The organism is Brevibacterium antiquum CNRZ 918, from assembly GCF_900169145.1.
Lineage (GTDB): Bacteria > Actinomycetota > Actinomycetes > Actinomycetales > Brevibacteriaceae > Brevibacterium > Brevibacterium koreense.
Genome location: NZ_FXZD01000002.1, coordinates 459,862 through 483,542, shown reverse-complemented (window position 1 = coordinate 483,542; position 23,681 = coordinate 459,862). Strand labels below are relative to the sequence as shown.

The window sequence follows — 23,681 nt, the reverse complement described above, 5'->3', positions numbered from 1 at the left end:
TGAGACCGCCAGTTTCGAACCGCTTCAGAACCAGGCGTCAGCGAGCAGCTTGAGGGAACGCTCGGCCGTTGCAGGTTCGTAGGCGTAGGTGACGGTGATGAGCTCGTCGGCGCCGGTGCGCTCGACGAACTCCGACAGTTGACGGGTTGCGGTCTCAGGTGAACCGACCGCGCTGATTCGAAGCATCGGGCTCTCACCGCCACCGGCGAGTTCACTCGGGTCGACGGGCGGCTGGAGATGACGGCGGCGACCGCGGCCGATGTCGGCAAACATCTGCTTCACTGTCGTGAACTCGCGCTCAGCCTCTTCGTCTGTCTCGGCCACCAGCACATTGATCCCAGCCATGACGTAGGGCTTGTCGATCTGTGCGGTGGGAGCCTCGGTGGTGAAGGATTCGCGGTAGACGCGGATCGCGGCATCGATCTGGTCGGGTGCGAAGTGTGAGGCCAGCGAGAACGGCAGCCCCAGCTGACCGGCGATCGCGGCACCGTTCGTCGTCGACCCCAGCACCCAGATGGGGACCTCGGTTCCGACAGAAACAGCGGATTCGATCGGCATCGTGTGAGCCTTGCCCTCGGAGCTGAACCAGCCCTGCATGTCATAGATGTTCTGGGCAAACGACTGCGGTTCAGCCGAGGAACGGCTGAGCGCCTGCGCTGTCATTCCATCGGTGCCAGGCGCGCGGCCCAACCCCAGATCGATGCGATCGCCGTGAATGTTGGCCAGTGTTCCGTACTGCTCGGCGACCATGAGCGGTGCATGGTTGGGCAGCATCACTCCGCCTGACCCCACACGGATCTTCTCGGTCACCGACGCGGCTTGGGAGATCAGCAGCGCCGTCGCGCTCGCGGCCAGTCCCATGGTGTTGTGGTGCTCGGCGAACCACAGACGGCTGTAGCCGAGCTCATCGGCCAGGCGTGCGGCCTGCATCGAGGTGTCGATGGCTTCGCTGGCGGTAGATCCTTCGCGGATGGGGACGAGGTCGAGAATATTCAGTGGAACGGACAAAGCGATGCGGCCCTTCGTTCGAGAAAGTAGAAAGATCAGTTACCAGGGACAACAGCGGCTCGACGTAGTTCTATTCCGACTCTGCTGTCCCGTTGTAGTCACGTTGCTGGTCCGTGCGGCTTAGCGCTTCCCGTGCCTCTGTGACCGTTCACTCCGGAATAGGCAAGTAGATTGATCAATTTGTTTGTACAATGAGGTAATGCCCGATCCGAACCTTGCTGCCGAGTTCCGCAGCGCGCTCCGTCCGCTCATCCGCCGCTTCTACGCGGAACGGACGACCTCCCGAGGGAAGTCCGGCATCCTCACTCACCTGAACGAACGGGGACCGGCCACGGCATCCGAACTCTCAGTAGCAGAGCGGATCACTCCGCAGGCGGTCGCCGTGGCACTGCGCGAGCTGGAAGAGCTGTCCTATGTCACCCGGGCACGAGACGACGTCGACCGTCGCAAGGTCCGCGTCCAAATCACCGAGACGGGGCGCAGCGCTCTCGAGAGCGAACATGAGGCCGGTACTCGGTGGTTCGCCGACGCGCTTGTCGAACATCTCGATGCCTCCGAGCGTGCGACACTGTCGGCGGCAGTTCCCGTGCTGCGCAAACTCATGCAGGAGTCCGTGGATGAGTGAGCCTCAACCAGGCGGTCGACTGCTTCCCGCGCTCGTCTATGCGGCACTGTCGACGGCGGTCGTCAGCTCGCTGGGCATGCTCCTCGTACCGACGATCTCGACAGAATTCCATGTCTCGATCAGCGCCGCACAATGGATGCTCACGATCAACCTGCTCGTCGGCGCGATCGTCACCCCGGTGATGGGCCGCCTCAGCGATGGCCCGCATAAGAAGAGACTCCTCGTCGGCGCTCTCACCATCATCCTGGTCGGTTCGGTGGTCGCCGCTCTTGCCAACAACTTTGCGGTCTTCCTCATCGGGCGCGCGCTGCAGGGACTGAGCTACGGCATCGTGCCCATGACGATCGCACTTGCCCGCCGGTATCTGCCTGTGGAGAAGAGCACGCGCGGCATCGCCAGCTTGTCGGTGACCGTGTCGACGGGAATGGGCATCGGGTATCCCCTGACGGGACTTATCGCGGGATCGCTGGACTATCAGTTCGCGTTCTGGTTCGCAGCGCTCTTCGTCGCCACAGCCATGATCGTCGTGATCGTCGCCGTCCCATCGGGACCAGACACCCAGGCACCGCGTGTCCGCTTCGACGTCCCCGGTGCGACAGTGCTCGCCTTCGGACTCGCGACACTGCTGCTCGGAGTCAGCGAAGGAGAGACCTGGGGGTGGGCGACCCCGGCGACCCTGAGCTGCTTCGCGGTCGCGCTCGTCCTGCTCACGATCTGGGTCCTGCTGGAGCTGAGGGTCAAGCATCCGCTCATCAACCTTCGGGTCCTCCGCAGCCCGGACGCACTCGTCGCGAACCTCACGGCCATCACCCTCGGCACAGTGATGTACATGGTGCTCTCGATCGGCAGCATCATCGCGCAGGCGCCGAGTGAGACCGGCTACGGTGTCTCCCTGCCGGTGTTCTGGGCCGGCTTCGTGATGCTTCCGTTCTCTGTCGGCAGCTTCCTCGCCAACCGTCTTGTTCGACATCTGACGAAGCGGATTCAGATGACGACCCTGCTGCCGCTGGGCGCAACTCTGGTCACCGCGTCATCGGTGCTGCTCCTCTTCGCTCACACCGAGCTCTGGGAAATCCTGATCGGAATGTTCGTCGTCGGGATGGGTGTCGGCACCACCTATGCCGCCATGCCAGCGCTCATCGCCCGCACGGTCGCAACTGAGGAATTGGGCAGTGCGGTCAGCTTCAATCAGGTGCTGCGCACCGTCGGCGGTTCCTTCGGCAGCGCGATCTCCGGGGCGGTGCTGGCCGCACACCTGGGTGCAGATGGCCATCCGAACGCGGACGGCATCTTCCTGGCCCTCGCGATTTCAGCGATCGGGTGTGTCGCGGTGCTCATCGGCCTGCTCGCCGACCGAGCGCGCGGCAACCGTACAGCCGCCTGACGCACGCGCGGCCAGGCCAGCGCGTCCACGCCGCACTACCAGCACAGAGCGGGGCCCCGGAAGTTCATCACTCCCGGGGCCCCGCTCTGTGGATTACGTGCCCTGCACGCATCACGTCACAAACTCAGTCGCGCTTCGGACCGTCTCCCGAGTCGTCGTTCTTGGTGCCGGGCAGACCCTGGGCCTTACGGCGCATGAGGAGGACGACGATGACGATGATGGCCAGTCCGCCGACGCCCAGCAGTACGATCATCGGGGTCGACATGCCGGAGTCGCTGCCGGTCGACTCGCCGATCTCGCCACGCTCCTCGGTGTTCTTGCCCGGCTCGTCGACGACTCCGCCGCCGAGTCCGGCCTGTGAGGATTCTTCGACCGAGCCGCCGGCGCCTTCGGCATCGGCGATGGTGAAGTCGAAGTCACCGGAGATCGGGTGGCCGTCCTGGGAGACCACGCGCCAGGTGACCGTGTAGTCGCCGGGCTTGAGATTGTCGGGCAGAGCCGAGCTGAGTTTCTTGCCGTCAACGGTGAGCTCACCGGCAGAGACATCCGTGCCATCGGTGACGACCTTGACCTCTGAACCGACCTCTTGGATGTCACCGGAGAAGGTCATTTCGATCCATTCCGGCTGCTGATCGAGCTTCGATCCATCCTCAGGCGTCGAGGAGACGAGCTGGTCGTGGGCACTGGCCGGGGCGAATGCAAAGACACTCAAGGCAGCCACCAGCAGTGCGGCGAAGCCGAGCTTGAGAGCGGACCACGTGGTTCGAGTCATGTGAAATTCTCCTTCAACGAATACCTTCAGTATCACCGAGTCTGCTCGGCCAAAGAGTGCAGATAGTCTGTGATTCCCGGCACGGACACCTCTATTGTCTCAACAGTTTCTTCGAAATCCTTCATTTGCCCCGCCCACGGGTCGGCGACGTCCGGTGCCGGGGCATCGGCGGTCTCTTCCCCAACCACCCGCGGATCGAATTCGCGCAGCATACGCAGCTTCGGGGCCACCTCGGCGGGGAGGTCTTCGATGAGCTTCTGCAGGGCGCGGTAATGCCTGCGGGTCATCGCGATCGCCACGTCTCGCTCGGCCAACCGTTCGGGAGTGATCTGGCGGGCGACATGAGCCTCGGTGCGGTAACCGGCGGTTCTCAGCACCCGAGCCTGGGTGGGGTCGATGGGGTTGCCGGCCTCCTCATCACTGATGCCGGCCGAGTCCACGACCGCCTCGACGCCGGCGCGGGCCAGGTGATGCTGGAGCACACGCTCGGCCGTGACCGAACGACAGATATTGCCCGTGCACACGAACACCACGGATGCGAGACTCATACGTTCCTCCTCGTCGAACTGGGGCGGGCCATCGGGCCACATTCGCCCCGGTGACTCCTGACCATTGTGCCTGTTGATCACGATACTGTTGCACCATGACATCTGTTGCATCTCACGCTCCGGCGCGCCCTCAGGACGATCTGTTCCGCCACACCAACGGCGAATGGATCGACTCGTTCACCATCCCCGACGACCGTGCCGGCGACGGCGCGATGCGCGAGCTCTTCGACACCGCTGAGACCAAGGTCCGCGACATCATCACCGCCGTGACCGACGCTCCGCAGGAGCCGGGCAGCGAAGGCCAGAAGGTCGCCGACGTGTACTCCTCGTTCATGGATCTCGAGCAGATCAACTCGCTCGGAGTCAGCCCCCTCGATTCCTCCTTCGCCGCCATCGACGCGGCCGAGGACAAGTCGGAGCTGGCGAATCTGCTCGGTCGCCTCGAGGTCGAAGGCATCGGCGGCGTGCTCGGCGGCTACGTCACCGCAGATGCGAAGGACTCCGACATCTACGCCCTCTACCTCGACCAGGCCGGGATCTCCCTGCCCGACGAGGACTACTACTTCAACGACGACCACGCCGAGGTGCGCGTGAAGTTCGTCGAGCACGTGAAGAAGATGTCCGCCCTCGGTGGGATCGGCACCAGGAGCAACATCTCCGACGCCGAGGTGGCCGCCAAGGTGATGGCGTTCGAAACCTCCCTGGCCCGCCACCATTGGGACCGGGTCGCCTGCCGCGACGCGGAGAAGACCTACAACAAGGTCACCCTTGATGAGCTGCGCAAACTGGGTCCAGGCTTCGACTTCGACTCCTGGTTCTCCACCCTGACCGCCGATGCCGACGACGAGCTGACCTACCTGGTCATCGGCCAGCCCTCCTTCGTCACCGGCATGGCCGAGGAGTGGGAGCGCACCGACATCGAGACCATCAAGATCTGGCTGCGCTTCTGCGTCCTCTCCGCCACAGCCTCGCTGCTGACCGATGAGATCGTCGAGGAGAACTTCGACTTCAACGCCCGCACCCTCTCGGGCACCCCTGCCCTGCGGGAGCGCTGGAAGCGCGGTGTCGGACTGGTGCAGGGCCTCCTCGGCGAGGCAGTGGGCAAGCTCTACGTGGCCCAGGAGTTCCCACCGGAGGCCAAGGACGCCATCGACCACCTCGTCGAGATGCTCATCAAGGCCTACGACAAGTCGATCAACGAGCTCGACTGGATGAGTGAGGAGACGAAGCAGAAGGCCCTGGTCAAGCTCTCGAAGTTCACGCCGAAGGTCGGCTACCCCGAGGTGTGGCGCGAGTACCCGGCCGCGATCGACTCCTCCGATCTGGTCGGCAACGTCCGCCGCTGCGCCCGCGCCGAGCATGCGCGTCAGATCAAGCGCATCGGCAAGGAGATCGACCGCACCGAATGGCTGATGACGCCGCAGACCGTCAACGCCTACTACCACCCGGTGATGAACGAGATCGTCTTCCCGGCCGCGATCCTGCAGCCACCGTTCTTCGACGCCGCCGGTGATGTGGCGGCGAACTTCGGTGCCATCGGCGCGGTCATCGGCCACGAGATCGGGCACGGCTTCGACGATCAGGGCTCACGCTATGACGGCGACGGCAACCTCGTCGACTGGTGGACGGCCGAGGATCGGGAGCGCTTCGAGGAACGCACCAACGCCCTCATCGCCCAGTACGAGGCACTTGTTCCCGCCGGTCTGGACGAAGCGCAGCACGTCAACGGCGCGCTGACCGTGGGTGAGAACATCGGAGACCTCGGCGGACTGTCCATCGGCTGGAAGGCACTTGAGCTGGAGCTTGAACGGGAGCCCTCGTCGGATGAAGCTGCAACCTTCTTCGAGGCCTGGGCGAAGGCCTGGCGGGCGAAGATGCGCACCGAGGAGCGCGTGCGACGGCTGAGCATCGACCCGCACGCACCGGAGGAGTTCCGCTGCAACCAGGTCGTGAAGAACATGACCGCCTTCCACGACACCTACGGCGTCACAGAATCCGACGGCATGTACCTGGCTCCCGAGGAGCGCGTCACCATCTGGTAGAGCCTGGTAGAGGCTTGATGAAGCGGACTGGCGGCCAGGCTGGCTAGCTGGATTTGCTGGCTAGCTGGGCTGTCCCACTAAAACTACCTGACGGCGGCCCAGCAACCTTGCGCGAGGTTGCTGGGCCGCCGTCAGGTAGTTGTGGGAGAGTGCGAGCACAAGCAACCCTGTACTCTCTCAGGGGCTCTCCCTCGGCTCAGCGGTGCTGGCGGATGAGGCAGACCATGCGGTAGTCGAATTCTTCCCAGCTGTTGATCGGGGCATCCGCGTGCATCGCGGCCTCGAACTCGTCGACCTCGGAGAAGTCTGATTCCAGTGGGATGTCATAAGGCATCTCGACGTAGAGGAGGCCGCTGGCATCGGTGTGGACAACGTCGAATCCGGCGCGCTGCGGCATCAGCTCATTGTTCATCACGATGAGCAGCTTGCCATCGGTGCCCGAGTACTCCTGCTCGATGCCGTCGGCGTACCCCTCGGATTCGCGCAGTTCGCGCTGTGCTCGGACGACGAACTCGGCATAGGCGCCGATGCCGATCACGGGGATGCGGGAGGTCAGTGCCTCTGTCGCGACCTTGACCAGGTGCGACCTCGCCTTGCGAGTCAGTGGGGCGAGGTCCCCTCCGGACATGGCGACGCCGTCGAAGCCGACCAGCGATTGTGCAACGTCGTCGTGGTTCGGGTTGATAAGTGTGGTGTCGACCCCGAAGCGGGCGTACCACGGCCGGGTCACCTTGGCGCTTTCCTCGTCCCACCACACGTAGAACAGGAATGGCACGTTGATGCCGGCCTCGGAGAAGTAGAACGGTGGGGTGCGCTCTCCCGCGGTGACGTCGAAGGGAACGACGTTGCCCTCAACCGGTGCCGGGCAGGTGGCGAAGGCGGTGAACGCGAATGGGTAGTTGACGGCCCGGTTGAAATCGACGACCAGTGAGCCGTCATGGTTCGGGATGCCCAAGTCCAGGGTTCTCCACGCGGGTGTGGAGACGCCATTCGTGGAGTCGTGGAAGTCGAGCTGCAGCCCGCTGGCGGGGTTGCCTGTGGCCAGAAGCCTCACCTCGCCGGCTTCGCTGGTGAAGGACACGGTTCCGACTGCCGCAGTCTCCACGTTCAGGTCGTCTTGCGCCGTGCTGATCGCGTGCACCTCCGGCGTCTCGAAGGGAGTGAACTTGGCGAGGAACACGAAGCTGGGGTCCGGGTCGAAGACGGGCACCTCGAAGAACTTGCCCAGCAGCGGCGACTTGGCATCACGCACCCGAATTCCGATCCGACCAGAACGGTCGATGAGTTCGTAGAGCACATTGCCGACAGTGAACCATTGGAGGGACCCATTGGTGGGCAGCTTCGCGCTGAACCCGTTTTCTTTGACTCGCACCTCGGGACCGGAGATCTCTGGGATCTTCGGCAGAATCGTGGTGTCACTGGGCACCGAGGCCGAGCTGGAGGGAGACGCTTCGTCGGGGTTCGGGCCCGCCTCGGCGGACTTGCTCATGAGGTCGAAGGTCGCAGCAGCAGGACCGGCTTTGGTCCCGGGTTCCAAGGTCACGCTGACCCAGCCGTCGTCGACTCTGAAGGTTCCTGGGGCGTCGGGCCACGTCGTGGTTTCGTCGAGCCAGTGCAGACCGGACACGCTCAGCCAGCCGAAAGGAGTCGCCAGTGCCGAGTTCCTAGAATCCCGCCATGTGTTCCATTCGGTCACGAACTGGTTCACTTCGAACACTCCTTGCATCGTGTTGCTTTTCGGCGCTGGTTCTCGGGCGTTGAACAATGAAGCCCGAGCAGTCGATGGCTCCCGCGGCACCAGCCCCTCACCCGCTGCCGTGTCGACGCAGACTCGAGGCCCAATGCCCTTGTGGCCAAAGCTACCGCAAACGATAGGCTGTGAAAATGAGTACATCGCCCGTGACATCACGTACGAAAACCCAGGTCGCAGTCGATCTGAGAGACTTCATCAATTCTTCTCCCAGCTCCTATCATGCCACCGCGACGGCGGCCGCACGATTGGAGTCCGCAGGTTTCCTCCGACTCGACGAGCGGAAGAAATGGTCACTCGAGCCTGGTCAGGGCCACTATGTCATTCGCGACGGTGCGATCATCGCATGGCGGACTCCAGCTAGCAAAGCTGGTGCCTCCGATGTTGACTCGGGTGGACCATCCGGGGCGATTCCAGGCTTCCGCGTGTTCGGTTCTCACACGGATTCCCCAGCCTTCAAGCTCAAACCGGGCGAGGAGTTCACCGCCGAGGGCACCCGCCAGATCGGCGTCGAGATCTACGGCGGGCCGCTGCTCAACTCGTGGCTTGACCGGGAACTGGCGCTGGCCGGGCAGCTCAGCCTCGCAGACGGTTCCGTCGTCCTCGCGCAGACCCCGCCCATCGCGCGCATCCCGCAGCTGGCCATCCACCTCGACCGCCAGGTCAACGAGGGGCTGACGCTGGACAAGCAACGCCACACCACTCCGATCATCGGTCTGGCAGACCTGGCTGAAGCCGATGTCATCGAGATCCTCGCCGCCTCCGCCGAGGTGGATCCTGAGCAGGTCGTGGGACACGACGTCTACACGATCCCTGTTCAGTCCCCCGGCCTCTTCGGTGCCCAGGAGGAGTTCTTCGCCTCGCCGAGGTTGGACAACCTGCTGTCCGTCCACGCCGGCGTCAACGCCCTGGTCGATGTCGACGCGCGTTCACTGGATTCCATTGCACTCTTCGCCGGGTTCGATCATGAGGAGATCGGATCGAACTCACGCTCCGGTGCCTGCGGGCCGTTCCTCGCCGACGTCACCGAACGCATCATCGCCTCCCTGTTCCCGGAGTCAACGCGCAGCGACTACTTGGCTGCACTCGCGTCGTCGATCTGTGTGTCCTCCGACGCGGGGCATGCCGCCCACCCGAACTATCCGGAACGCCACGATCCTCATGTGCGCCCCCGCCTCGGCTGCGGTCCGCTGCTGAAACTCAACGCCCAGCAGCGCTATGCCACGGATGCTGTGGGCACCGCCGCGTGGTCACAGGCGTGCACGGCGGCCGGGGTCGAATACCAGAACTTCGTGTCCAACAACGCGATGCCCTGTGGGTCGACGATCGGCCCGCTGACCGCGACCCGCCTGGGCATGACCACCGTCGATGTGGGGCCGGCACTGTATTCGATGCACTCGGCCCGCGAAATGGTCGCCATCGACGACGTGGTGTCCCTTGGCGCCGCGGCGAAGGCGTTCCTGCAGGGGTGATCGCTGGGGTCGCTCGCGGTTGCTGACCGATCGAAGTTTCATAGCCCCGCTTTGAAGGTGGGCTATGAAACTTCGACCGATCCCTTTCGGCGAACTTACGGGGCTCAACCGAGGAGGCAGCTGCCGCCAGAACGGTCGGGGCGAGACTTCCGACAGGACCGCTTAGCAGAAGGTGAACGTTGCGGCTGCCGTGGCGCCATTCATTGAAATGAAACGTGACTTGCCGAACACGAGGAGAGGTGGAGGCCATGGTTTCTGCGACCCCGGTCTTCGACGCGCACCTGCACATCATCGATCCGAAACATCCTCTGGTCGAGAACAACGGCTACCTGCCCGACCCCTTCACGGTCGAGGACTATCTGATGCGCGTCGGTGGCCTGCGCATTGCCGGTGGCCTGGGCATTGCCGGTGGAGCAGTGGTCTCTGGATCGTTCCAAGGGTTCGATCAGTGTTTCCTGGTCGACGCCTTGAGTACTCTTGGCCCCGATTTCGTCGGCGTCACTCAGCTTCCAGCCGACACGTCCGACGATCGCATCCTCGAGCTCGACCGTAACGGCGTGAAAGCACTGCGCTTCAACGTCGCTCGAGGCGGATCCGCAGCCCTGGTCGATCTTGACCATATGGCCCGACGGGTCCATGATCTCGCTGGGTGGCACTCGGAGCTCTACGTCGATGCCCGCACCATCGATGAAGACCTCAGTCATCGCATCGCCGGGCTGCCTGCCGTGAGCATTGACCATTTCGGCATGCACAGCGACGGACTGCCCGCCCTGCTGAAGCTGGTTGAACAAGGCGTGAAGGTGAAGGCGACAGGTTTCGGCCGCATCGAACTCGATGCTGCCGCCGCGATGCGAGCTATCGTCGACGTCGATCCTTCAGCACTCATGGTGGGAACCGATCTGCCCTCCACCAGGGCACCCCGACCGTTCGAGAACGCGGACTTCGACATCATCCGTGACACCCTGTCATCTGAGGAACTCACCGCCGTGTTCTGGGACAACGCCGCCGCGTACTATCTGGGGCGCGAACGCGGCTGATCTCGGAGCCAACGACAGCCTGGTTCGCGAAATGGATCCGAGGCGACCGGCCCTGGCGAAGCGCGGGACGGCGGGTCCTGTCTTGGCCTCTGCTGACCTCGATCAAGTAGCATTCCACGCATGAACTCCCAACGATCGAATCTCGCCTCCACCCTGCACAGCCTCGATGGCCGCAGCTACGGAAACTACAAGCAGATCCGTGGCAGCTACGAGTTCGGGCCGGTCACCGTGTTCATCGACCGGGTCCAGGTTGACCCTTTCGCATCGCCGTCGAAGGTCCGGATCAGGATCAACCGCGCCGAGGCGGGGTTCCCCACTGATATCACCACCGAACGCACGGATCGCATCGCGGCCTCTGATTTCCTCTTCCGCGTCGGCGATTCGTTCCTGCACCGCAATGACCGGCGCGCGATCATCCTCGGACGCCCGGGCCAGGAGGTGCTTGAGCGCACCAATGTCGTCATCGATGACGAGGGACTCGAGGCGCGTCTGCTCGTCAATCTCCCGGCTCGCGGCAGACGCATCCTGGGGCACCAGGCTGCCGACATCCTCACCCGCGATGTCCCCGAGCTAGCCCAGGCGATGTTCGTCCACTCAAATCTCTCCGGCGACGATCTGCGCGAGCATGTTCAGCTCCACCGAGATCAGCTGGAACTGCGCAACCGCCTCGGCGAGGAAGGCCTCCTCGCGTTCATCGGCAACGGTGCGATCCTGCCGAGGCGCTCCGGCGATTCGGATCTGCCGATGGATTCCAGCGCCGTGGCCTTCAGCAGCCCGGCATCACTCGAGCACACCGTCACGCTCTCGAGCGGACGCAGTCTCACAGGCATGGCGATCCCGCGTGGCGTCACAGTCATCGTCGGCGGCGGCTATCACGGGAAGTCGACGATTCTGCGCGCTCTCGAGCGCGGCGTCTACCCGCATATCGCAGGCGACGGCCGGGAATGGGTCATCACGGAACCCAGTGCCACCTCCATCCGGGCCGAGGACGGTCGCGCCGTCACCGGCGACGACATCTCACCCTTCATCAACAATCTGCCATCCGGCACTGACACACGAGCTTTCACCTCCACGAACGCGAGCGGGTCCACGTCACAGGCGGCCAACCTCGTTGAGGCCGTGGAGGTCGGTGCACGTTCGCTGCTCATCGACGAGGACACCTCGGCGACGAACTTCATGATCCGCGACGATCGGATGCGGGCGCTGATCCCGGCCGACCGCGAACCCATCACCCCGTTCGTCGACCGCATCCGGCCGCTTTTCACCCGCCGAGGCGTGTCCACAGTGCTGGTCGCCGGTGGTTCGAGTGCGTTCTTCGAGGTCGCAGACCATGTCATCGCCCTCGACGCCTACGTGCCTCAGGAGGTCACCGAGACAGCGCATGAACTCGTCGGTGTGAGCGCTGCGGACCTGACCGGCAGTGTCGAGCCGGACAGCGCCGAGGTGGGGGACGATTCGGACGTGAGTGCACCGCGCAACCCGGCCGAAGCGGCTGCCGAAACGGCTGGAGAGGTATTCACCACCCCACAGCCCCGAATCCCGACGGCGAAGGCACTGCGTCCCAGCTCGAAGACGAAGTCAGCGAAGGCGAAAGGGTTGGGCCAGGTCCAGTTCGGCAAGGCCTTCATCGACCTGTCCGCCGTCTCCCAAATCGTCGACCCACAGCAGACCACGGGCATCGCCGAGGCACTCGAATACATGTCAGAGATCTTCGACGACCGGGTCTCACTCACCGAGGCTCTGGCGGAGGTCGAAGACATGCTCGATGCGCAGGGGGTCGACGGTCTGACCGGCAACCGCGACCACCCGGGACACGTCGCCCGACCCCGCCCGCAGGAGATCGCGGCCGCCCTCAACCGCTTCCGGGGACTGCACCTCGTCGACTGAAGCGAGCACCTGTTCGACTGCGGAGGTGCCTCAGGTATCCAGCAGTCCTATCAGCTCCTCAACCGTGGTCACAGGCAGCGAGCACTGCGTTCCCCGGCAGACGATGGCAGTGCCGTCGGGCACCTCGACCTCGCCACCGCTTTCGGCTGGAACGCCAGTTGAACGAGTGATCAGCGCGACCGCCGGATGCCTGGCCGCGATACTGGACAGCGCAGCATCACGGGTGGCGACGCGAACCGGGTTGAGTGCCCGTTCTGACTGCCACAGCGCGTGGCCACAGCCGCGAGGAGCTCGACCGGCGAGCGCCCGATAGACGCCGAGCAGACGGTCGCGCAGATCCAGAAGCCCGCTTGTGCTCAAGCCTTCAGCCGGAGCGGTGCCCGTCGAACCAGCCTCAGAGCTGCCCTCCACACCGATCTCCGCGAGCAGGAGTGCGACTTCTGCTGCGGCGGATCTGCCGGAGGGCACTGTGTTGTCCACCGGGTCGGAAGCTCTCACACCCAGGATCTCGTCGCCCATGTAGTCGAAGACCTCGAGCGTTTCGCCCTCGGCGGTGAAGTCTGTGAACATCGTCGCGCTCGCAGACATCAGATCGCTCACCTGCACCGATGCGTCCGGCAGTTGGCTGACCGTGATGCCGGCGGTGATGAACTGTGCCCAGTCAGCGAGTCCGGCTTGGCCTGGTCCCGGCCTGTCACCGGTGAAGCTGCGGCGGACATGGAGCCCCGTATCCGAACTGGCGCTGGAACTATCGGCGCTCACGTCCGAGTCGCGGTCACTGCCTGCAGCGGAGTCGCCGAAGCGTGCCAGCATCGCGTCCCACAGATGCATCGCCGCACTCCCCCAGTTCACCGCCGAATCGGCGACTGCGGAATCGCCGGTGCCACTTACTCCGGTGCGCCCCACGCCGGGCTCACCAGCACCAGCACCCGCCTCGTCGACACCACCGGTGTACAGCGCTGCTTCGGCCAGTGCCGTGATCGCCAGCGAATTCCATTCGGTGATCGTCTTCTCGTCCCGTGCGGGCTGGGGTCGCTGAGCCAGCAGTTCTCTGAGTCTGTCCTGCTGTGCGACCGTCGCCGAGGTGGTCCACGGGGCCGGGTGCTCCTCGTCGAAGGGCACATCGTCCATGCCCAGCCAGTCGATGATGCGGATGGCGGCGACGACGGAACCGGAGAGCTCTCCGGCGGCGGGCGAATCGACGAGCTGCAGCAGGCCGTCCTCCCCCACCTCGGCGAACTCCTCGGGTGTGACGACGTACGCGGCGCCTTCCTCCATCACTCCCTCAGCATTGAGTGAGTCAGCGTCGAGCGCTGCGATGAAGCGGTCACCATCGGACATGTCCGCGGTGAGGAAGTTCGCGGTGTCGGTGACTTCGCGTTCGGCCAGCGCCAGCCACTTCGAATCCGGGTTGAGGGCGCGTTCGACCTTCGCCCACACGACGACGGCGCGCAGGTAGAGCGCATTGTCGTAGGCCATCTTCTCGAAGTGCGGCACGAACCACTGCCGGTCGACGCTGTAGCGGGCGATGCCGCCGCGCACCTGGTCACGCATGCCGCCGCTGGCGATCCGCGCGAAGGTGCTGCGGGCCGCGATGAGGCAGTCGAGGACGAGTTCGCCTTCAAGGTGCCCGTCTGCGCCCAACCGGTCGACCATGTCAGGCCCAAGTGCCTTCTCCCTCGCCGAGGTGGTCCCACCCAAGCGTACGAACGTGGCCAGGAGCTGCATGAGGTTCATCAGCGGTGGGAACTTCGGTGCCTTGCCGAACCCACCCCACGCCGGGTCGTAGGAGTCGAGCAGGGACTCGGCTGCCGAGTCGAGTTCCTCGGCGCTGAGCAGTTCGGATGCGGCTTCGGCAGGCAGTGCGTCAGAGACGGCGCTGGCCATATCGGCCAGCCCACGATCCATGCGCTGGGTCATCTCGTTCACCTCGGCGCGGCGATCCGTCCACGACTGTGACACGGCGCCGAGCACCTGCGTGAACGCAGGCAGGTTCCCCCGCGGTGCCGGCGGGAAGTACGTCCCGGCATAGAAGGGACTGCCCTTGGGGGTAGCGAAGATCGTCATCGGCCACCCGCCCTGGCCGCGCATCGCCTGGAGGGCGTTCATGTAATAGGCGTCGATGTCCGGCAGCTCTTCGCGGTCGATCTTGATCGGGAGGAAGTTCTCATTGATGACGCGCGCAATGGCCTCGTCCTCGAAGGATTCGTGGGCCATGACGTGGCACCAATGGCATGTGGAGTAACCGATCGAGATCAGCAGTGGCACGTCTCGGCGGGCCGCCTCGGCGAGGGCCTCTTTGCTCCAGGGCCACCAGTCAACCGGATTCTCGGAATGCTGGCGCAGGTAGGGGCTGGTCGTGCTCTTCAGTCGATTCGTCATCGGTGTTACTCCAAACGCGGGGTAGCTGCATCATGTTCGCGGCTGCGGGCATCCTCAATTGGGCATGAAGCCTCGACGGTCTTCAGCAATGGAGCTGTGACTGCTCATGCCCCCGTCGACGACGAGGAGCTGACCGGTCAGGTAGCGGGACTCGTCCGAGGCCAAGAAGAGCATCGTATTGGCGATGTCCTCCGCTTCGCCGAGGAATGGGAGCGCATTGTGCCCCTTGATGGCCTCGATCTCGTCCTCGGAGAGATTGTCCCGCAGTGCCGGGGTGGAGATGGCGCCCGGTGCCACCGCGTTGCAGCGCACCATCTGGGGGCCGTACTGCGTAGCGATGTACTGGGTCAGACGGATCACCGCCGCCTTGGCGGTGCCGTAGGCGGATTGCAGATAGTCCCCTGAGAGCCCGCCGACCGATGCGGTGTTGATGATGGACCCGCCGCCGGCTTCGATCATGTGCGGCAGCGCCAATCGGGACCCGAGCACCGTGCTGCGCACGTTCAGGGCCATGGTTTTGTCGAACTCATCCATGTCCATCCGCAGCAGGTCCAGGTCCTTGCGCGGATTGCTGCCCCCGACGTGATTGCACAGTACGTGCAGGCTGCCGAACTCATCGACAGCCCGGGCGATGAGTGCGGCAATCGATGCTTCCTCAAGCACATTCACGGCGACCCCGATCGCGGTTCCACCAGCGTCGGTGATCTCCTGGGCCGCGGCCTGGGCGTGCTTCTCGTCCAAATCGCCGATGACGACGGACGCGCCTTCGGCGGCGAAGCGATGTGCCGCCGCCAGGCCTATTCCGCTGGCGCCACCGGTGATCACGACCACTTTGTCAGGCATACGCATAAGCTGTCTCCTCCGTACTCTTCAATCGTGATCTCAAATCGTGTTGTCTCTCGATGGTCTCACTGGATGGCTGAAGATGTGCTGTGCGGCGGACGTTGCTGAGATGGCAGAGACCAGACTGTGGCTCATCGTTCCCTTGTGAGCCGCTTTAATCTACACTTCGTAGAACCTGGTGATGGCGATGCCCCGCTCACGTGGCATCCTTCCGCCCCGAGGAGAGGAAGAGAGATGGACGCGAAGTCGAACATGATCTTGGACATCAACGACTGCTGGGAATATCTCCGCAGTACGACGATCGGGTGCCTGGCAGTCATCGGCCCAGACGGACCCGACATCTTCCCCGTCAACTACGCCGTCGAGCACTCGGCGATCGTCTTCCGCTCCGGAGAGGGAACGAAGGTCGACGCCATCTGCGAGCACCCGGCGACGGCGTTCGAGGTCGACGGGTACGAACCCGAGACCGACACCGCCTGGAGCGTCGTACTCAAGGGCCAGGCGAAGGTGATCAACGACCCGGATGAACTGCGGGAGACCGTCGCCCTCGATGTGTTCCCCTGGCAGCCCGGAGCAAAGAACCGCTTCATCCGGATCACCGCCGAGGATGTGTCTGGCAGGCGCTTCCCAGTGACGGATTCCGCCGCCTGGGAGACCCCGCTGAGTCACGTGGCGCGCGCACCGCGGGAATGACCGGACTCAGATCTCCTCAACCAACTGCACGAGACGATCGGGCAGGTTGGTGATGATGCCATCAGCTCCGAGGTCGATGGCCTTCTCCATGTCGTCGACACTGTCGACGGTCCAGACCAGGCTCGACATTCCGAGCTCGTGGACGAAGTCCAGATAGATCGGATCGACCGCGGTGTACTCGGAGTTGATCTGATCGGCCCAGGTGGCGAATTCGCGCACCTCGGCCAGGCTGGGTCGACCCAGTATCCCGACGGGAATCTCCGGCGCCAGCTCGTGGAACTCGCGGACGAAGCTCCAGTCTGCGGACTGGACGACGAGCAGTGCTGCGGCCAGAGCCCGCTCAAGATATCCGGGCACGGATCTCAGGGACTCGGCAATAGCCTCGGCGATTCCAGGGTACCGGGCGGGTTGCTTGACTTCGAGGAGCAGACCGGTGCGGGTTGTGTGCACCAGATCCAGCACTTCCGCGAGGTGAGGGACGGTGACCCCGGCGAAGGATGCCCCCTTCCAGCTGCCCGCGTCCAGGGCAGCGATCTCTGCCGTCGTCATGCCACTCACGCTGATCTCGGCACGGTCAGGGTGGAGCGTGCGGACGTTCGTGGTGCGGTCGAAGGTGTCGTCGTGGATGACGATGAGATCGCCGTCCCGGTTCAGGTGCACGTCGGTCTCGATCATGTCTGCACCCTGGTCGATTCCGGCGACGAAGGCAGGGATCGTATTCTCGGGATGCTGCACGGACGCCCCTCGGTGAGCGACGACCAGCGGTGGAACACGAGCGTGCGTGACCTCCGCGGCGGAGTCATTTATCAGTGTGATCGGCATGTCGGGCTCCTCCGGGGATGACAGCTCACGATGGCGGCGAGCAGCCGAAGCTGCAGTCCAATGCGGCTCACACTAGACTTCGTGGGCCAGGAGCCAGTGATGCGCGAGTAGACAGAGCGTGAATGCTGCCTGGGAAGGCCCGGAATATGAGAACGGCCCAAGGCGTCTGAGAGCTGCTCGGGCCGTTCTGCCTCGGTCTGCGCCTATGAGCACCTACCTCATTGAGGACTTCGAGGTCACCTCTTGGCAGATTTCGAGGTGGCTCCGGTCGCCCAGCTCACCTGGCTGAAGGTCACGCGGTAGGTCTTCTTGCTCGTCGTCTTGACCTTGTACGTGGCCTTGCCCTTCTTTGCGGTCACCGTCTTGATGGTCTTCCATTTGCTCCCGGACTTTACCTGGAACTTCACTTTCGGGCTGTAGCTGACCTTGTCGTACTTCTCGGGATTGTAGACCTTCGTCTTCGACGTCAGAGTGACGGTTTTGCCGCTGCGCTTGGCTGCGAGCGAAGCATAGGACTTTCCGCGGACGTAGAAGCTGCCCTTGGTGTGGTCGGCGCGCTCGACCTCACCGTATTCGTCGTAGTCATAGCCCCCGTAGTAGTAGGCAGAAATCTCGGACGGACCGAGGGTGTACTTTCCGAGCCCATCAGACGTCGGGCAGATGGAGATGCGGTCCTTCGTGCTGCCGCCATATGACGAGAAGTCCGCCCAGTCTGAGAGCCCGTGCTTTCCATAGATTTTGGTCTCGACGTCCCAGTCGTCCACCTTCGACTTCTTATGTTTCATGGAGACATTCGTCTTCTTGCAGTCCCAGGCGGAGACGACGACGTTGTCAGCCGACAGCTTCGTAACATCGAACGAGGTGCCAGCCGCCTCAGCGGAAACAGCTGGACCGACAATAAGTGCCACAGCGGCAATAGCTGAGACGAGGGCACGCCTGATGAACTTCATGGAGACTCCAGATAGTGGAATTGAACAGAGGGATGCCAGAGTCGGAGTCTTGGAAAGTGTCAGTCGGCAGGCATCGTTACGATACTTGAAGTGTCAATAAGCCGAATAATATCACAGCTGAAGTCTGATCACGCACCAGCAGCTGCATGCAAAAAAACTGGTGGTCGCGGAACCTCGGTGAAACCCGCAGATTGCGGATCTTCCTCGATTCCGTGACCACCAGTCATGGTGTCCAGAGGCCGGACGATGCGTCGGTCACCGATCAGACAGCGGGCAACCTCGGCGAGTAGAGCTCTTCAGCTCAGGGGGAGGACTTCAGTCCTCTTCGACGATGAGCGGGTAGACGCCGTTCTCGTCGTGGGTCTCACGACCGGTGACCGGCGGGTTGAACACGCAGGCCATGCGCAGCTCTTCTTCAGCCACGACGGTGTGCTTCTCATGACCGTCGAGCAGGTACATGGTGCCATCGGACAGTGGGTATTCCTTGCCGGTCTCCAGGTCGGTCAGAGTGCCTTTGCCCTGCACGCAGTACACGGCTTCGACGTGGTTCTGGTAGTGAAAGGTCGAGGTGGTGCCGGCGTAGATCACGGTGTCGTGGAGCGAGAATCCGACGCGTTCCTTGCCCAGCACCATGCGGCGGCTGCGCCAGGTCTCCGACTTGATGTCGCGGTCGGTGTCATTGAGGTCATCGCGGTTGACTACGTACATTCGTGGTCCTTTCGAGTGGTCTATCAGACGGGTTGCCGGTGCATCAGTCGAAAAGTCGAGAGATCCACCGGCAACGCGTCATACAAGTTTCATGATTGAGTCTCGGCGAACCGAAGCTCTGTTTTTCAGGCTCTCGCGCTCAGCTGGGAGCAGGCTCAGACCGCCGCAGTTTCTGCGGCCGGAGCGAACTTCAGCACAGCGGCCTCGATGATGTCGAGGCCCTGCTCCAGATCGTGCGAGGAGATAGTCAGCGGAGGCATGATCTTCGTGACCTCATCCTTCGGACCGGAGGTCTCGAGGAGCAGTCCGTTGTCGAATGCGTACGCTGCGATCTTTCCGGCGACCTCGTCATCCTCGAAGTGCAGTCCGGCGAGGAGTCCGCGTCCACGGATGGATGCTCCCTCTGCCTTCTCCACGATCGAGTCGAGGCGCTGGTGCAGTGCGGCGATCGTGTCGGCCAATTCGTTCTGGAACGTGTTGTCGGCCCAGAAGTTCTTGATCGCGGCGGTCGCCGTGACGAATGCGGGGTTGTTTCCGCGGAAGGTTCCGTTGTGCTCGCCGGCCTCCCAGACGTCGAGCTCAGGACGGAACAGGGTCAGTGCCATCGGCAGACCCGAACCGGAGATCGACTTCGACAGGCAGACGATGTCGGGCTCGATGCCAGCCTCTTCGAAGCTGAAGAACGAACCGGTGCGGCCACAGCCGGCCTGGACGTCATCGACGATGAGCAGGATGTCGTGCTTCTTGGTCAGCTTCGACAGCTCGCGCAGCCATTCGGCACGAGCGGCGCGGAGGCCGCCTTCGCCCTGCACAGTCTCAACGATGACAGCGGCCGGCTTGTCGACGCCTGAGCCGGAGTCTTCGAGGACCTTCTCGAGCCACAGGAAGTCAGGGATCTCGCCGTCGAAGTAATCGTCATAGGGAATCTTCGAGCTGTTGGTCAGCGGGATGCCTGCGCCTTCGCGCTTCATCGAGTTACCGGTCACCGACAGCGAACCCAGGGTCATGCCGTGGAATGCGTTGGTGAAGGACAGCATGTGCTGACGACCGGTGACCTTGCGCGCCAGCTTGAGGGCAGCCTCGACGGTGTTTGTTCCCGTTGGTCCGGGGAACATCACGGTGTAGTCGAGTCCGCGGGGCTTGAGGATGAGGTCCTGGAAGGTCTCGAGGAACTCACGCTTGGCCGGTGTCTTCATGTCCAGCGAGTGCAGGACTGCACCCGACTGGAGGTACTCGATGAGAGGGTTCATCACGACGGGGTTGTTGTGCCCGTAGTTGAGTGCTCCGGCGCCGGAGAAGAAATCGATGAATTCCTTGCCGTCTTCGCCCCACTGCTTCGCACCCTGTGCCTTGGCAAAGGTGGCGGGCCAGGAGCGCGAGTATCCTCGCACCTCTGATTCGCGGGTTTCAAAGATGTCGGGCTTCGTGGTCTTAGAGTTTTCGGTCATCACTTGAGTCCTTTCGACTTCTGGATTACGCACTTGCCTCGTGAGCAAGCGCCTAGGCGGTGGCCGCGACCGATCAACATCGGGTACGGCTGTCGCCGGTCGGCACCCTCAGACGGAATCAGTTGATCCCTCGGACGCCAGGTGGCACCAGGCTTTTCAGCGGTGCATCACAGTGGTGCGATCTCGTACAGGTATTCTGTGTCGTGACCGTCCGGGTACAGATCCGGAGTGATCAGCGCGCTTCGTTCGCAATTAGCGTCACGCTGCTCAGCGAATGACTGGAACAGACGGTTTGAAGCGTCGTTGTCATCGGTGATCGTCGTCTCCAGGCGGAGCGCATTGGTGCGATCGGCCAGCTCGTTGAGCATGGTCTTCGCCAATCCGTGTCCGCGGAAGTCCGACGAGACTGCGACCTGCCAGATCATCAGCGTGTTAGGCCGATCCGGGCGGGTGTAGCCGGTGACGAACCCGGCGGGCTCTCCGCCGATTCGCGCGATCGTCGAGGTGGCCGAGAAGTCTCGGCACCACAGAATGTAGGAGTACGAGGAGTTCAGGTCGAGAACGGCCGAATCTTTAGCCAGTCTCCACATGTGTTGACCGTCTTCCATAGTTGGAACACGGACATCGGTTTCTGTTTGAGGTTCAGCGACTGCGTTTCTCACGCCTTCAAACCTAACGACCTGAGGATGAGCGTCAACTCGAAAACCGGTGATTCACGCCCCATTCAGTGGTGATTCCCGCGCGTGTTCCCGACGTCACGAACCGGGGTTTCCCCATGGCATCTCTGGGATGCGCCAGGGCGCTCTTCCGCGCTCATTCCGGGGTAGAGCTTCGTTATCGTTTCGTTACATTTCAGCACTTTTGGAACAGCGGTTCCACGGTTGTTCCACGTTTCGACGCCACCTCGGGGCATGACTTCCGGATGACTATTCGGGGTGCCGGAGACAGCCATCCGGCTGGACGGCGGGAAAGGCAGGGAGGGTTGCTGGATAGGGCAATGCATGGATGCGGGCGAGGGCAGCGGGTGTCAGATACCGGCCTCTCACGCAGCTGAAACAGGCAGCAGGAAGCGACTTTTCACCGAGACAGCGCCTGCGTGTCGAAGCCCCTATGCCCACAGCGATGTTTCGACGCGCAGGCGGGGTTTCGACGGCACCGGAGGGTGAAAACCTAGCGCGGCAGCCTCGAGGACGCTGGAAGGGCCGCCCATACGACAGCCCCGCGGGCTACCTCAGCATTCGACGACGTTGACGGCGAGGCCGCCCTGCGCTGTCTCCTTGTACTTCGAGCTCATGTCCGCACCTGTCTGGCGCATCGTCTCGATCACCTCGTCGAGGCTGACCCTGTGCTGGCCATCGCCCCACAGGGCCATCCGGGAGGCGTTGATGGCCTTGCCTGCCGCGATCGCGTTGCGTTCGATGCAGGGGACCTGCACGAGCCCGGAGATCGGGTCGCAGGTCAGGCCCAGGTTGTGCTCCATGGCGATCTCGGCGGCGTTCTCGATCTGCTCCGGGGTGCCGCCCATGATCGCGGCCAGTCCCCCGGCAGCCATCGAGGAGGCGGATCCGACCTCGCCCTGGCAGCCCACCTCGGCGCCGGAGATGGATGCTCTCTCCTTATAGAGGACACCCACCGCCGCCGAGGTGAGCACGAAGTCCACGATCGCCGCGTGCTTGGCAGCCTCGCCGCCCTTGACCACGGAATCCACGTAGTTGAGCGCATAGTGGAGGACTGCGGGGATGATGCCGGCAGCGCCGTTCGTCGGGGCGGTGACGACGCGTCCGCCCGAGGCGTTCTCCTCGTTGACGGCCATGGCGATGAGATTGACCCACTCCAGGTAGTAGCCGGGGTCGCGGTCGGGATCCTCGGCCTTGAACTTGAGGTACCAGTCGTGGGCGCGCCTGCGCACCTTGAGCCCGCCCGGCAGGTAGCCCGAGCGGTCCAGGGACGCCGAAGCGCACTCTTCCATCACGGAGTAGATGTGGAGGAGGCCGTGACGGATCTCGTCCTCATCGCGCATCGACTTCTCGTTGGCGAGCATGATCTCGGCGATCGACATGTCGCTTTCCTTGCAGCGCTGCAGGAGTTCGACGGCCGAGTGGAACGGATAGGGCAGCTCTTCGCTGTAGGACTGCAGCTCGGCGTCGACGACAGCATCGGCAACGGCGAACTCGCTGGTGTCGTCCTCTCCCGACTCAGCAACAACCTCGGCGGCCTGCTCCTTCTCCAGGAACTCGGTCTCGGAGGTGACGAAGCCGCCGCCGACGGAATAGTAGGTCTCTTCGGCCAGGGTCTGGCCTTCGGCGTCGAAGGCTGTGATGGTCATGGCGTTCGTGTGGCGAGGCTTGATGGTCAGGGGACGCTTGACCATGTCGTCCTCGGTGAAGGCGATCTCGACGCCGTGCCCGACTGCGTCGCCGAGGAGGATCGTCCCGGTTTCGGACATACGGGTCCGGCGGGCGGTGAGTTCATTGGCTTCGACAGCGTCGGGTGCACAGCCTTCCAGGCCGATCAGGATCGCGTCGAAGGTGCCGTGTCCGGCACCGGTGGCGGCGAGGGATCCGAAGACATCAACCTTGATGCTTGCAACGGATCCCAGCTTGTCGCCCAGAAGTGTGAGGAAGCTCGATGCCGCTCGCATCGGGCCGACGGTGTGGGAACTCGACGGGCCGATGCCGACGGTAAAGAGATCGAAGACGCTCAATGGCATGGAAGATACTCCGATTCTTTTCGGGTGATCGATGGGACCGACCGGGCCGGGTCGTTCCGGCCCAGTCAGGCCGGATGACTCCAGCCGTGGTCGGTCCCATCGGTCGGAGGGTGTGTCAGAGGGAGTTGGCCTCTGCGTAGCCTGCTGCGTCCATCACTTCGCCCAGTTCGGTGACGTTGACTTCGAACAGCCAGCCGTCGCCGTAGGGGTCGGAGTTGAGCACGCCGGGGTTGTCCGTGGCGGCCTCGTTGATGGCGGTGACCTCGCCGGTGACCGGGCAGTAGAGGTCGGAGACCGACTTGGTCGATTCGACCTCGCCACAGGTCTCGCCGGCGGTGACGGTGTCGCCGACCTCAGGCAGGTCCACGTAGACGACCTCGCCGAGGGCGTCAGCGGCGACTGCGGTGATGCCGATCTTCACCGTGTTGCCGACAATGGCGTCGGCTCCGGCGTTGATCCACTCGTGCTCAGCGGAGTAGGTGAAGTTCTGTGGGAGCGGGGGCAATTCAGCCATGATTGTCCTTTTCTGCTTAATTGACAGCTAGTTGGTGAGCAGGTGCCCCCAGTGTACGAGCCACCGGGGGCAACAGCATCAGGATC

20 protein-coding genes are annotated in these 23,681 nt (G+C 63.4%); 7 read left to right on the top strand and 13 right to left on the bottom strand.

Annotated elements, in window-relative coordinates:
• Nucleotides 1-24 precede the first annotated feature (24 nt).
• Nucleotides 25-1,008, bottom strand: coding sequence for an LLM class flavin-dependent oxidoreductase (locus BANT918_RS04810; RefSeq protein WP_069599368.1), 984 nt, complete (start codon nt 1,006-1,008; stop codon nt 25-27).
• A gap of 199 nt (nt 1,009-1,207) precedes the next feature.
• Between BANT918_RS04810 and BANT918_RS04805 the strand changes: the two genes are divergently transcribed.
• Together BANT918_RS04805 and BANT918_RS04800 are read left to right on the top strand one after the other, a co-directional pair.
• Nucleotides 1,208-1,633, top strand: a complete 426-nt coding sequence (locus BANT918_RS04805) for a MarR family winged helix-turn-helix transcriptional regulator (RefSeq protein WP_009884603.1) — start codon at nt 1,208-1,210, stop codon at nt 1,631-1,633.
• Nucleotides 1,626-3,017, top strand: coding sequence for an MFS transporter (locus BANT918_RS04800; protein WP_101619164.1), 1,392 nt, complete (start codon nt 1,626-1,628; stop codon nt 3,015-3,017). Before BANT918_RS04805 ends, BANT918_RS04800 begins: the two co-directional genes overlap by 8 nt.
• Nucleotides 3,018-3,141: 124 nt before the next feature.
• Here BANT918_RS04800 and BANT918_RS04795 read toward each other — a convergent pair whose 3' ends face one another.
• Entirely contained in the window at nt 3,142-3,789 is a 648-nt protein-coding gene (locus tag BANT918_RS04795; RefSeq protein ID WP_101619163.1) for a copper resistance CopC family protein, read from the bottom strand.
• Nucleotides 3,790-3,821: 32 nt separating this feature from the next.
• Complete coding sequence (locus BANT918_RS04790; protein WP_101619248.1) at nt 3,822-4,337, bottom strand: low molecular weight protein-tyrosine-phosphatase; 516 nt, start codon at nt 4,335-4,337, stop codon at nt 3,822-3,824.
• A gap of 95 nt (nt 4,338-4,432) precedes the next feature.
• On the opposite strand from BANT918_RS04790, the gene BANT918_RS04785 reads away from it, so the two are divergent.
• Nucleotides 4,433-6,379, top strand: coding sequence for a M13 family metallopeptidase (locus BANT918_RS04785; RefSeq protein WP_101619162.1), 1,947 nt, complete (start codon nt 4,433-4,435; stop codon nt 6,377-6,379).
• Nucleotides 6,380-6,575: 196 nt separating this feature from the next.
• On the opposite strand, the gene BANT918_RS04780 is transcribed toward BANT918_RS04785, so the two are convergent.
• Nucleotides 6,576-8,087, bottom strand: a complete 1,512-nt coding sequence (locus BANT918_RS04780) for a DUF1684 domain-containing protein (RefSeq protein ID WP_233430356.1) — start codon at nt 8,085-8,087, stop codon at nt 6,576-6,578.
• A gap of 176 nt (nt 8,088-8,263) precedes the next feature.
• Here BANT918_RS04780 and BANT918_RS04775 point away from each other — a divergent pair, with 176 nt between their 5' ends.
• From BANT918_RS04775 to BANT918_RS04765, 3 genes are all read left to right on the top strand, one after another.
• Entirely contained in the window at nt 8,264-9,601 is a 1,338-nt protein-coding gene (locus tag BANT918_RS04775) for a M18 family aminopeptidase (RefSeq protein ID WP_167389378.1), read from the top strand.
• 248 nt (nt 9,602-9,849) lie between these two features.
• A complete protein-coding gene (locus tag BANT918_RS04770) occupies nt 9,850-10,638 on the top strand; it encodes an amidohydrolase family protein (protein ID WP_101619247.1) in 789 nt (262 codons plus the stop codon).
• 120 nt (nt 10,639-10,758) lie between these two features.
• A complete protein-coding gene (locus tag BANT918_RS04765) occupies nt 10,759-12,525 on the top strand; it encodes an ABC-ATPase domain-containing protein (RefSeq protein WP_101619159.1) in 1,767 nt (588 codons plus the stop codon).
• Nucleotides 12,526-12,555: 30 nt separating this feature from the next.
• Here the strand turns inward: BANT918_RS04765 and BANT918_RS04760 are convergent, their stop codons facing one another.
• Together BANT918_RS04760 and BANT918_RS04755 are read right to left on the bottom strand one after the other, a co-directional pair.
• On the bottom strand, nt 12,556-14,907 hold the full coding sequence (locus BANT918_RS04760; RefSeq protein WP_101619158.1) for a thioredoxin domain-containing protein: 2,352 nt from the start codon (nt 14,905-14,907) through the stop codon (nt 12,556-12,558).
• A 54-nt stretch (nt 14,908-14,961) separates the two neighbouring features.
• Complete coding sequence (locus BANT918_RS04755; protein ID WP_208618011.1) at nt 14,962-15,750, bottom strand: SDR family NAD(P)-dependent oxidoreductase; 789 nt, start codon at nt 15,748-15,750, stop codon at nt 14,962-14,964.
• A 234-nt stretch (nt 15,751-15,984) separates the two neighbouring features.
• Here BANT918_RS04755 and BANT918_RS04750 point away from each other — a divergent pair, with 234 nt between their 5' ends.
• Nucleotides 15,985-16,443 (top strand): pyridoxamine 5'-phosphate oxidase family protein, encoded by a 459-nt coding sequence (locus BANT918_RS04750; RefSeq protein WP_101619156.1) that lies wholly within the window; start codon nt 15,985-15,987, stop codon nt 16,441-16,443.
• Nucleotides 16,444-16,449: 6 nt separating this feature from the next.
• Here BANT918_RS04750 and BANT918_RS04745 read toward each other — a convergent pair whose 3' ends face one another.
• The 7 genes from BANT918_RS04745 to gcvH form a co-directional block, all read right to left on the bottom strand.
• On the bottom strand, nt 16,450-17,265 hold the full coding sequence (locus BANT918_RS04745) for a glycerophosphodiester phosphodiesterase (protein ID WP_101619155.1): 816 nt from the start codon (nt 17,263-17,265) through the stop codon (nt 16,450-16,452).
• Nucleotides 17,266-17,501: 236 nt separating this feature from the next.
• Nucleotides 17,502-18,215, bottom strand: a complete 714-nt coding sequence (locus tag BANT918_RS04740) for a hypothetical protein (RefSeq protein WP_101619154.1) — start codon at nt 18,213-18,215, stop codon at nt 17,502-17,504.
• 315 nt (nt 18,216-18,530) lie between these two features.
• Nucleotides 18,531-18,923 (bottom strand): ectoine synthase, encoded by a 393-nt coding sequence (locus tag BANT918_RS04735; protein ID WP_101619153.1) that lies wholly within the window; start codon nt 18,921-18,923, stop codon nt 18,531-18,533.
• A 155-nt stretch (nt 18,924-19,078) separates the two neighbouring features.
• Nucleotides 19,079-20,371, bottom strand: a complete 1,293-nt coding sequence (gene ectB, locus BANT918_RS04730; RefSeq protein ID WP_101619152.1) for a diaminobutyrate--2-oxoglutarate transaminase — start codon at nt 20,369-20,371, stop codon at nt 19,079-19,081.
• A gap of 167 nt (nt 20,372-20,538) precedes the next feature.
• On the bottom strand, nt 20,539-20,961 hold the full coding sequence (ectA, locus tag BANT918_RS04725; protein WP_009883418.1) for a diaminobutyrate acetyltransferase: 423 nt from the start codon (nt 20,959-20,961) through the stop codon (nt 20,539-20,541).
• Nucleotides 20,962-21,602: 641 nt separating this feature from the next.
• On the bottom strand, nt 21,603-23,081 hold the full coding sequence (locus tag BANT918_RS04720; protein WP_101619151.1) for an L-serine ammonia-lyase: 1,479 nt from the start codon (nt 23,079-23,081) through the stop codon (nt 21,603-21,605).
• 115 nt (nt 23,082-23,196) lie between these two features.
• Complete coding sequence (gene gcvH / locus BANT918_RS04715) at nt 23,197-23,595, bottom strand: glycine cleavage system protein GcvH (protein WP_009883420.1); 399 nt, start codon at nt 23,593-23,595, stop codon at nt 23,197-23,199.
• Nucleotides 23,596-23,681: the final 86 nt, after the last annotated feature.

What these genes read in the sequence shown, in the direction of transcription:
- BANT918_RS04785 (WP_101619162.1), top strand. Translation starts at nt 4,433, where the DNA reads ATGACATCTGTTGCATCTCACGCTCCGGCGCGCCCTCAGGACGATCTG.
- BANT918_RS04775 (WP_167389378.1), top strand. Translation starts at nt 8,264, where the DNA reads ATGAGTACATCGCCCGTGACATCACGTACGAAAACCCAGGTCGCAGTC.
- BANT918_RS04740 (WP_101619154.1), bottom strand. Translation starts at nt 18,215, where the DNA reads ATGAAGTTCATCAGGCGTGCCCTCGTCTCAGCTATTGCCGCTGTGGCA.
- BANT918_RS04805 (WP_009884603.1), top strand. Translation starts at nt 1,208, where the DNA reads ATGCCCGATCCGAACCTTGCTGCCGAGTTCCGCAGCGCGCTCCGTCCG.
- BANT918_RS04790 (WP_101619248.1), bottom strand. Translation starts at nt 4,337, where the DNA reads ATGAGTCTCGCATCCGTGGTGTTCGTGTGCACGGGCAATATCTGTCGT.
- BANT918_RS04755 (WP_208618011.1), bottom strand. Translation starts at nt 15,750, where the DNA reads ATGCCTGACAAAGTGGTCGTGATCACCGGTGGCGCCAGCGGAATAGGC.
- BANT918_RS04720 (WP_101619151.1), bottom strand. Translation starts at nt 23,081, where the DNA reads ATGCCATTGAGCGTCTTCGATCTCTTTACCGTCGGCATCGGCCCGTCG.
- BANT918_RS04760 (WP_101619158.1), bottom strand. Translation starts at nt 14,907, where the DNA reads ATGACGAATCGACTGAAGAGCACGACCAGCCCCTACCTGCGCCAGCAT.
- ectA (WP_009883418.1), bottom strand. Translation starts at nt 20,961, where the DNA reads ATGTGGAGACTGGCTAAAGATTCGGCCGTTCTCGACCTGAACTCCTCG.
- ectB (WP_101619152.1), bottom strand. Translation starts at nt 20,371, where the DNA reads ATGACCGAAAACTCTAAGACCACGAAGCCCGACATCTTTGAAACCCGC.
- BANT918_RS04800 (WP_101619164.1), top strand. Translation starts at nt 1,626, where the DNA reads ATGAGTGAGCCTCAACCAGGCGGTCGACTGCTTCCCGCGCTCGTCTAT.
- BANT918_RS04770 (WP_101619247.1), top strand. Translation starts at nt 9,850, where the DNA reads ATGGTTTCTGCGACCCCGGTCTTCGACGCGCACCTGCACATCATCGAT.
- BANT918_RS04795 (WP_101619163.1), bottom strand. Translation starts at nt 3,789, where the DNA reads ATGACTCGAACCACGTGGTCCGCTCTCAAGCTCGGCTTCGCCGCACTG.
- BANT918_RS04750 (WP_101619156.1), top strand. Translation starts at nt 15,985, where the DNA reads ATGGACGCGAAGTCGAACATGATCTTGGACATCAACGACTGCTGGGAA.
- BANT918_RS04765 (WP_101619159.1), top strand. Translation starts at nt 10,759, where the DNA reads ATGAACTCCCAACGATCGAATCTCGCCTCCACCCTGCACAGCCTCGAT.
- BANT918_RS04735 (WP_101619153.1), bottom strand. Translation starts at nt 18,923, where the DNA reads ATGTACGTAGTCAACCGCGATGACCTCAATGACACCGACCGCGACATC.
- BANT918_RS04745 (WP_101619155.1), bottom strand. Translation starts at nt 17,265, where the DNA reads ATGCCGATCACACTGATAAATGACTCCGCCGCGGAGGTCACGCACGCT.
- gcvH (WP_009883420.1), bottom strand. Translation starts at nt 23,595, where the DNA reads ATGGCTGAATTGCCCCCGCTCCCACAGAACTTCACCTACTCCGCTGAG.